The 9,041-nt window shown below is 76.0% G+C and carries 7 protein-coding genes; all 7 read left to right on the forward strand.

Annotated features, from left to right (window positions below; all coding sequences use genetic code 11):
* The first annotated feature begins 57 nt into the window (after positions 1 to 57).
* The 7 genes from rsmH (at position 58) to murD (ending at position 9,039) form a co-directional block, all read left to right on the forward strand.
* Positions 58 to 1,035: a 16S rRNA (cytosine(1402)-N(4))-methyltransferase RsmH gene (gene rsmH / locus FHL80_RS24200; RefSeq protein WP_138735884.1), complete on the forward strand. Its 978-nt coding sequence runs from the start codon at positions 58 to 60 to the stop codon at positions 1,033 to 1,035.
* A complete protein-coding gene (gene ftsL, locus FHL80_RS24205) occupies positions 1,032 to 1,583 on the forward strand; it encodes a cell division protein FtsL (protein WP_138735885.1) in 552 nt (183 codons plus the stop codon). The genes rsmH and ftsL overlap by 4 nt, the downstream gene beginning before the upstream one ends.
* Before the next feature lie 141 nt (positions 1,584 to 1,724).
* Positions 1,725 to 3,449 (forward strand): peptidoglycan D,D-transpeptidase FtsI family protein, encoded by a 1,725-nt coding sequence (locus FHL80_RS24210; RefSeq protein WP_246078927.1) that lies wholly within the window; start codon positions 1,725 to 1,727, stop codon positions 3,447 to 3,449.
* A gap of 109 nt (positions 3,450 to 3,558) precedes the next feature.
* Positions 3,559 to 5,124, forward strand: a complete 1,566-nt coding sequence (locus tag FHL80_RS24215; protein ID WP_138735886.1) for a UDP-N-acetylmuramoyl-L-alanyl-D-glutamate--2,6-diaminopimelate ligase — start codon at positions 3,559 to 3,561, stop codon at positions 5,122 to 5,124.
* Complete coding sequence (locus FHL80_RS24220) at positions 5,121 to 6,548, forward strand: UDP-N-acetylmuramoyl-tripeptide--D-alanyl-D-alanine ligase (RefSeq protein WP_138735887.1); 1,428 nt, start codon at positions 5,121 to 5,123, stop codon at positions 6,546 to 6,548. Before FHL80_RS24215 ends, FHL80_RS24220 begins: the two co-directional genes overlap by 4 nt.
* Entirely contained in the window at positions 6,545 to 7,624 is a 1,080-nt protein-coding gene (mraY, locus tag FHL80_RS24225; RefSeq protein WP_138735888.1) for a phospho-N-acetylmuramoyl-pentapeptide-transferase, read from the forward strand. The genes FHL80_RS24220 and mraY overlap by 4 nt, the downstream gene beginning before the upstream one ends.
* The gene (murD, locus tag FHL80_RS24230; RefSeq protein ID WP_138735889.1) at positions 7,624 to 9,039 is read left to right on the forward strand and encodes a UDP-N-acetylmuramoyl-L-alanine--D-glutamate ligase; all 1,416 of its coding nucleotides are present in this window, start codon (positions 7,624 to 7,626) and stop codon (positions 9,037 to 9,039) included. The genes mraY and murD overlap by 1 nt, the downstream gene beginning before the upstream one ends.
* Positions 9,040 to 9,041 lie beyond the last annotated feature (2 nt).

Consider the following 9,041-nt stretch of genomic DNA (forward strand, 5'->3'; position numbering starts at 1 on the left):
CGTCCGGACCCCACCGCGGAGAGCGCACCGCCACCCAGAGCCCCCGAGGAGCAGTCGATGAGCAGCCACGAGCCCGCCGGGCCCGCGCTGCACGTCCCCGTCCTCCTCGACCGGGTCGTCGAGCTGCTCGCCCCGGCCCTCGGCACCGACGGCGCCGTGCTGGTCGACTGCACCCTCGGCCTCGCCGGGCACTCGCTGGCGCTGCTCGCCGCGCACCCCGGGCTGCGGCTGATCGGGCTGGACCGCGACCCCGACGCGCGCGCCGAGGCCGGCGCCCGGATCGCCGCCGCCGGGTTCAGCGACCGGGCCACCCTGGTGCCCGCGGTCTTCGACGAGCTGCCCGACGTGCTGGCCGAGCAGGGCGTCGGCGAGGTGCAGGGCGTGCTGTTCGACCTCGGGGTCTCCTCCCTGCAGCTCGACCGGCCCACCCGCGGCTTCAGCTACTCCACCGACGCCCCGCTGGACATGCGGATGGACCCGTCCGGCCCGCGCACCGCCGCCGACGTCGTCAACACCTACTCCCGCGGCGAGCTGACCCGGGTCCTCAAGGTCTACGGCGAGGAGCGCTTCGCCGGCCGGATCGCCTCCGCCATCGAGCGGGAGCGGGCCCGCGAGCCGTTCACCGACACCAAGCGGCTCGCCGAGCTGGTGCGCGAGTCGATCCCGGCCGCGACCCGCCGCACCGGGGGGCACCCGGCCAAGCGGACCTTCCAGGCACTGCGCATCGAGGTCAACGACGAGCTCGGCGCGCTCACCCGGGCGCTGCCCGCGGCCATCGACGCGCTGGCCGTGGGCGGCCGGGTCGTCGTCATCAGCTTCCACTCCCTCGAGGACCGCATCGTGAAGCAGACCCTCGCCGCCGAGGCGGTCGACCGGACCCCGCCGGGGATGCCGGTGCCGATGCCCGAGCACGCCCCCGTGCTGAAGCTGGTGACCCGCGGGGGAGAGGCCCCCGCCGACGACGAGCTCGCGGCCAACCCGCGGGCCGCCTCGGCGCGGGTCCGCGCCGCCGAGCGCGTGCGGCGGGCGGCATGACCCAGCCGGCCCGGACGTCGTCCGCGCGCACCGCCCGCACCTCGGGCCGGTCCACCTCCCGGGCCACCACCGGTCAGGTGCACGTGCCCCGCACCGGTCCGACCCGGCGCAGCGGGCCGGTCGCGTCCGGCCCGCACCTGCGCCTGGTGCCGCCGGCCCGCACCACGCCCACCCGGGTGCCTGCCCGGGCCCGCGCCACCGGACGCCGCCGCGCCCCGTTCGTGGTGCTGCTCGTCGGGCTGCTGGTCACCACCGTGCTCGGCCTGCTGCTGCTCAACACCGCCGTCGCGGTGGACTCCCTGAACGCCACCCAGCAGCGCCAGGCCAACGCCGAGCAGGCCGAGGAGGTCGCCCGGCTGGAGCAGCGGGTGATCGCCGCCGACACCGCTGCCGAGCTCGCCCGGGTCGCGACCGCCGCCGGCCTCGTCCCGCCCGGGGCGGCCGCGCACCTGGTGCTGCAGCCCGACGGGAGCTCCGTGCTGCTGGGCACCGCCACGCCGGCGCCGCCCGCCGTCCCTGAGCCCGCCGCGCCGACCCCCGGGGACTGAGCCGTGCCGCTAGCAGGTCCACCGCCGCCCTTCCGGTCCAGCGGGGTGCGGCGCGCCCCCGGTCGCGGCACCGGCCCGGCCGGTCGCGGAGTCCTGCGGCCCCGCCGGGAGGCGAGCAGCCGGCGGCGGCAGCCGCTGGGGATGCTGCAGCGGGACCAGCGCAACCGCTGGGGGCTGGTCTTCCTCATCGCCCTGCTGGTGCTCGTCGTCGGCCGGCTGGTCGTCCTGCAGGGCGTCGACGGCGCCTCCTACGCGCAGGCGGCGACCAACGACCGGATGCGGACCTACCCGATCGAGGCCGTCCGCGGGGAGGTCACCGACCGCACCGGCAAGGTGCTCGCCTACTCCGTCGACGCCGAGCGGGTCACCGCGGACCCCTCCGTCGTCACCGACCCGACCCGCACCGCGCTGGCGCTGACCACCCTGCTGGACGTGCCGGTCGCCGACCTGGTCGAGAAGCTCTCCCGGGACGGCCGGTACGTGGTGCTGGCCGACCAGGTGGCCACCGACGTCACCGACCAGGTCCGGGCGCTGCCGCTGGCCACCCGGACCGGCCTCGCGTTCGAGGACGACCCGGTCCGGCTCTACCCGGCCGGTGCCGTCGGCGGGCAGGTCGTCGGGTTCGTCGGCAAGGACGGCGACGGGCTGGCCGGCATCGAGCAGACCTACCAGGACGTGCTGGCCGGCACCGACGGCGAGAAGCGGGTCGAGGTCGACGGCAGCGGCAACCAGATCCCCTCGGGCATCGACGAGTCCACCCCGGCCACCGACGGCGGCACCGTGCAGCTCACCCTGGACGAGGACCTGCAGTTCGTGGTGCAGCAGCGGCTGGAGGCGGCCTGCGCCGACGGTGACACCACCTCGGCGTCGGCCGTCGTCCTGGACGTGCACACCGGCGAGGTCGCCGCGATGGCCGGCTGCCCCGGGTACGACCCCGGCCACTACAACCAGACCGACCCGGACCTGCTGGGCAACCCGGTGGTCTCCGACGTCTACGAGCCCGGCTCGGTGATGAAGGCGGTGACCGCCGCCGCCGCCATCGAGGAGGGCAAGGCCACCAAGGACACCGTGCTCGACGTGCCCGGCCACATCCGGGCCGGGGACGTCGTGGTCACCGATGCCACCGACCACGCCGTGAAGCGGTTCACCGTCACCGGCGTGCTCGCCAAGTCCAGCAACGTCGGGGCGATCATGCTGGCCCGCGAGATCGGCAACAGCACGCTGGAGCGCTACCTGCGGGCCTTCGGCATCGGCTCGGAGACCGGCATCGAGCTGCCCGGGGAGAGCGCCGGCATCCTCGAGCCCTCGGCCGACTGGACCGAGAGCCGCGCGGCCAACGTGCCGATCGGGCAGGGCGTGTCGGTCACCACGCTGCAGATGGCTTCGGTCTACCAGACCCTGGCCAACGGGGGCGTGCGCATCCCGCCGCGGGTCGTCTCCTCGGTCACCGCCGCCGACGGCACGGTCACCGAGGCGCCCCGGCCGGCGGCGACCCGGGTCGTCAGCGCGGACACCGCCGGCCAGCTGACCTACATGCTGGAGGCGGTGGTCGGCAAGGGCGGCACCGCGCCGCTGGGCGAGGTCGACGGCTTCCGGGTGGTCGGGAAGACCGGCACCGCTCAGCGGGCCAACCCCGACTGCGGCTGCTACGCCGGCGGCGGCTACTTCACCACCTTCGTCGGCTACGCACCGGCCGACGACCCGCAGTACGTGGTCGCCGTCGACCTGGAGCGCCCGACCAGCGAGGCGGAGGGCGGCCAGGTCGCCGCACCGGTCTTCTCCGACGTCATGCGCTACGCGCTCACCGCCGGTGGCGTCGTCCCCTCCGGGACGCCGCGCCCGACCTTCACCCTCCAGGTCGACTGAGCTGTCGACCGACCCCGGCCCGTCGGCCCGGGCGCAACGGGGCGACCGACACGAGGACGAACCGGTGGTCATCGAGCCCCCGGCCTCGCCGCCGGTAGATTGGAGCCCCGTGAGTCCGACCGTGCCCGGGTCGGTTCCCCGGCCTGCGGGGAACCGCCCGCTCCCCCTCGCCGAACTGGCCGACCTGATCGGTCCGCCGGTCCAGGGCGACCCCGCCACCCCGGTGAGCGGGGTGACCCTCGCCTCGACCACGGTCGGGCCGGGTGACCTCTACGCCGCGCTGCCCGGCGCCCGCACCCACGGCGCCCGCTACGCCGCCGACGCCGCTGCCCGCGGAGCGGTCGCCGTGCTCACCGATGCCGCCGGGGAGGCCGGGGCCCGCGCCACCGGGCTGCCCACCTGCGTCGTCGACGACCCGCGGGGCGTGCTGGGCGCGGTCGCCTCCCGGGTGCACGGCCGCCCCAGCGAGCAGCTGACCGTGCTGGGCATCACCGGCACCAACGGCAAGACGACGACGAGCTACCTGGTCGAGGCCGGGCTGGCCGCGGCCGGCTGGACCAGCGGGTTGATCGGCACCGTGCAGACCCGCACCCGCGGCCGCGACGCCGAGGGCAACCCGGTGACCACGGCCCTGCCCAGCACCCGGACCACCCCGGAGGCGACCGACCTGCACGCGCTGCTGGCGTCGATGGTGGCCTCCGGCGTCCGGGCCGTGGTCATGGAGGTCTCCAGCCACGCGCTGGTGATGGGCCGGGTCAACGGCGTCCGGTTCGCCGCCGCCGGGTTCACCAACCTCTCCCGCGACCACCTGGACTTCCACGGCGACCCGGAGAGCTACTTCCAGGCCAAGGCGCTGCTGTTCGACGGCCGGGCCGCGGTCGAGGTCGTCGACGTCGACGACGCCGCCGGCCGGCGGCTGCTCAAGCCCGGCACGGTCACCGTGAGCACCTCCGGGGCGGCCGCCGACTGGTCCGCCACCGACGTCGCCGCCCTCGGCACCGGCGGCTCGACCTTCACCCTGCACGGTCCCGGCGGGCGCAGCTGGCCGGGCCGGCTCCGGTTGCCGGGGGACTTCAACGTCGCCAACGCGGTGCTCGCCGTCGCCCTCCTGGACGCCGTGGGGGTGCGGCCCGAGGTCGCCCTGGCCGGGCTGGCGGACACCGTGGTACCCGGGCGGATGGAGCCGGTGGACGCCGGCCAGGGCTTCGTCGCCGTCGTCGACTACGCGCACACCCCGGACGCGGTGCAGACCGCGCTGGCCTCGTTGCGCGCCGCGACGGGCGGGCGGCTGCTCACCGTGCTGGGCTGTGGAGGTGACCGCGACCCCGGCAAGCGACCGGCCATGGGCGCCGCCGCCGCAGCCGGCAGCGACGTCCTCGTGATCACCGACGACAACCCGCGTTCGGAGGACCCCGCCGCCATCCGGGCCGCCGTGCGCGCCGGTGCCGAGGAGGTGCCCGCCGACCGGCGCGCGGAGGTGCTGGAGATCGGCGACCGGCGGGCCGCCCTCGCCGCGGCCGTCGCCCGCGCGCGGCCGGGTGACACCCTGCTGGTGGCCGGCAAGGGCCACGAGACCGGCCAGGAGGTGGGGGGTCAGGTGCTGCCGTTCGACGACCGAGACGTGCTCCGCGAGGTGCTCGAGCAGGGCCGGAGTGCCCGGACGGTGGACGCATGATCGAGCTGACCCTCGCCGAGGTGGCCGCGGCCGTCGGTGGCGAGCTGGCCGGGGACCCCTCCGCCGTCGTCACCGGGGCGGTCCGCACCGACTCCCGGGCGCTGGCGTCCGGCGACCTGTTCGTGGCGCTGCCCGGTGAGCGGGTGGACGGCGCGGACTTCCTGCCCGCCGCCGCCGCGGCCGGCGCGGCCGGCGCGCTGGCCACCCGACCCGAGCCCGGGCTGCCCGTCGTCGTCGTCGCCGACCCGGTCGAGGCGCTGGGCCGGCTGGCCGGCGCCGTGCACCGCCGGCTGGTCGACGGCGGCCTGGTCACCGTCGGGATCACCGGCTCCTCGGGCAAGACCTCGACCAAGGACCTGCTAGGCCAGGTGCTCGCCGCCGCGGGGCCGACGGTGAGCCCGGAGGGCTCCTTCAACAACGACATCGGCCTGCCGCTCACGGTGCTGAGCGCCGACGCCGGCACCCGGTCGCTGGTGCTGGAGATGGGTGCGCGCGGCCCCGGGCACATCGCCCGGCTGTGCCGGATCGCCCGCCCGGACATCGGCGTGGTGCTCAACGTCGGCTCCGCGCACCTCGGCGAGTTCGGCAGCGCCGAGGTGATCGCCGCGAGCAAGGGCGAGCTGGTCGAGGCGCTGCCCGTCGAGGGCACCGCCGTGCTCAACGCCGACGACCCGCGGGTGATCGGCATGGCCCCGCGCACCGCCGCCCGGGTGGTCAGCACCGGGCTCGGCGCGGACGCCGACGTCCGGGCCCTCGACGTCGACCTCGACGACGCCGCCCGCGCCCGGTTCACCCTGGTCGCCGGCGGCGAGCAGCACCCGGTCGCGCTGCAGGTGGTCGGCGCGCACCACGTCGCCAACGCGCTGTCCGCCGCCGCCGCCGCGCTGGCCGCGGGCATGACCCCCGGTGCGGTGGCCGCGGCGCTGTCGGCCGCCGGGCCGCGCAGCCGCTGGCGGATGGAGGTCACCCGGCGGGCCGACGGGGTGACCGTGGTCAACGACGCCTACAACGCCAACCCCGAGTCGATGCGTGCCGCCCTCGCGGCGCTGACCCGGCTGCCCGGACGACGGCGGATCGCCGTGCTGGGCGCCATGGGCGAGCTGGGGCCGGAGGCGGGCGCCGAGCACGCCCGGCTGGGCCGGGACGTGGTGCGCGCCGGGGTGGACCTGCTGGTCTCCGTGGGCGCGGACGCGGTCGCCCTGCACACCGGGGCCCTCGCCGAGCGTTCGGCGGGGAACGGGGGAGGACGAGGACAGGAGGACGGAGCGCTGGACAGCGTGCAGCACGTGCCGGACAGGGAGGCGGCCCTGCGGCTGCTGACCGCGGAGCTCGGCGCCGACGACGTCGTCCTGGTGAAGGCCTCGCGGTCCTACGGGCTCGAGCAGCTGGCCGCCGACCTGCTGGGGACGAGGACCACCTCGTGAAGTCCGTCCTCATCGCGGCGGCCGTCGGGCTGATCGTCTCGATCCTGGTGACCCCGCTGGCGATCAAGGCCTTCCGCCAGCACGGCTTCGGCCAGGAGATCCGGGACGACGGCCCGGAGAGCCACCTGTCCAAGAAGGGCACGCCGACCATGGGCGGCACCGTCATGGTGCTGGCCACGGTGCTGGGCTACCTGGTGGCCCACCTGTTCCTGCTCAACCAGCCGGGCCGCGGCGTCACCGCCACCGGCCTGCTGCTGCTGTTCCTGATGGTCGGGCTGGGCACCGTCGGCTTCCTCGACGACTACCTCAAGATCCGCTACCGGCGGAGCCTGGGCCTGAACAAGACCGCCAAACTGGTCGGTCAGCTGGTCATCGGGGTCACCTTCGCGGTGCTCGCCCTGGTCGAGGACGACGGCGGGACGGCGGTGGCCACCACCGCGGTCTCCTTCGTCCGCGACATCGAGCCGCTGGTGCTGCCGACCGTGCTGTTCGTCGTGGTCGCGTACCTGTTCATCGCCGGGTTCTCCAACGCGGTGAACCTCACCGACGGGCTCGACGGCCTGGCCGCGGGCTGCTCGGCGATGGTGTTCGCCTCCTACGTGATCATCTCGTTCTGGCAGTTCGGCCACGACTGCAGCTCGGCGCTGGCCATCGAGGGCTGCTACACCGTGCGGGACCCGCTGGACGTGACCCTGATCGCGGCGTCCGCGATGGGCGCCTGCCTGGGCTTCCTGTGGTGGAACACCTCCCCGGCCCGGATCTTCATGGGCGACACCGGCTCGCTGGCGCTGGGCGGGCTGATGTCCGGGCTGGCGATCGTCACCCGCACCGAGCTGCTGCTGGTCGTCCTCGGCGGGCTGTTCGTGGCGGTCACGCTGTCGGTGGTCATCCAGGTGGCGTTCTTCCGGGCCACCCGGCGGCGGGTGTTCCGGATGGCGCCGCTGCACCACCACTTCGAGCTGGCCGGCTGGACGGAGAACACGGTGATCGTGCGCTTCTGGCTGGTGACCGGGATGGCCGTGGCCTTCGGCATCGGGCTGTTCTACGCCGACTGGCTCTCCTTCGCGGGGCTCTGATGGACGGCCTGGGGACGGTGCTGGTCGCCGGGCTGGGGGTCTCCGGCGCCGCGGCCGCGCGGGTGCTGCTGGCCCGGGGGGACGCCGTCGTCCTCACCGACGCCGCCGAGCCCGCCGTCGTGGCGGAGCTGGTCGCCGCCGGTGCGCGCTGGCTCGGTCCGCTCGCCGCCCCGCCCGAGGACGTCGACCTGGTGGTCACCTCGCCCGGCTGGCGTCCGGACCACCCCCTGCTGCGGGCGGCGGCCGACCGGGGGCTGGAGGTCATCGGGGAACCGGAGCTCGCCTGGCGGCTGCGGATCCCCGGGCGGGACGGCGCCGAGCCCGCCCCCTGGTACGCCGTCACCGGCACCAACGGCAAGACCACCACCGTGACCATGCTGGAGTCGGTGCTGCAGGCCGGTGGGCTCCGGGCGGTCGCGGCGGGCAACGTCGGCCGGCCGCTGGTCGAGGTCGTCACCGCCCGGGACGCCGACGGGCGGCCCGCCTACGACGCGCTCGCCGTCGAGCTGTCCAGCTTCCAGCTGCACTGGTCCTCCTCGATCGCCCCGGCGGGGGCGTGCGTGCTGAACGTCGCCGACGACCACGTCGACTGGCACGGCTCGTTCGACGCCTACCGGGACGCGAAGGCCCAGCTGCTGCGGCTGGCGGGGGTGGCCGTCGCCGACGCGGGCAACCCGGTCGCGGCCTCGCTGGTGGCCCGGCACCGGCACCCGGTCACCGTCACCCTCGGTGAGCCGGAGCCCGGCCAGCTCGGCGTGCGGGCCGGCGCCCTGGTCGACCGGGCGTTCAGCGCGACCCCGGCCGGGGAGGTGCTGGTGGGGACCGACGCGCTGCAGGTCCGCGGCCCGCACAACACCGTCAACGCGCTGGCCGCCGCGGCGCTGGCCCGGGTCGCCGGGGTGGACGCCGCGGCCATCGGCCGGGGCCTGGCCCGGTTCCGCGGCGGGGCGCACCGCAACGTCCTGGTCGGCAGCGTCAACGGCGTGGACTTCGTCGACGACAGCAAGGCCACCAACCCGCACGCCGCCGGCGCCTCGCTGGCCGCCTACCCGCGGGTGGTGTGGATCGCCGGCGGTCTGCTCAAGGGCGCCGACGTCGACCCGCTGGTCGCCGCGGTCGCTCCCCGGCTGGCCGGGGTGGTGCTGCTGGGCCGTGATCGGGAGCAGCTGGCCAGGTCGCTGTCGCGACACGCCCCGTCGGTCCCGCGCACCGTGGTCCCCAGCGGCGATGCTGGGGACGTGACGGATGGGACGGACGGGGACCGGGTGATGCGTGAGGTCGTGGCGGCCGCCGTCCGGCTGGCCCGACCCGGGGACACCGTGCTGCTGGCTCCCGCCGCCGCCTCGATGGACGTCTTCACCGACTACGCGCACCGCGGCCGGGCCTTCGCCGACGCCGTCCGCGCGCTGGGCTGACC

It is taken from the genome of Modestobacter excelsi (assembly GCF_005930495.1).
In the GTDB taxonomy this organism is placed as follows: Bacteria; Actinomycetota; Actinomycetes; order Mycobacteriales; family Geodermatophilaceae; genus Modestobacter; species Modestobacter excelsi.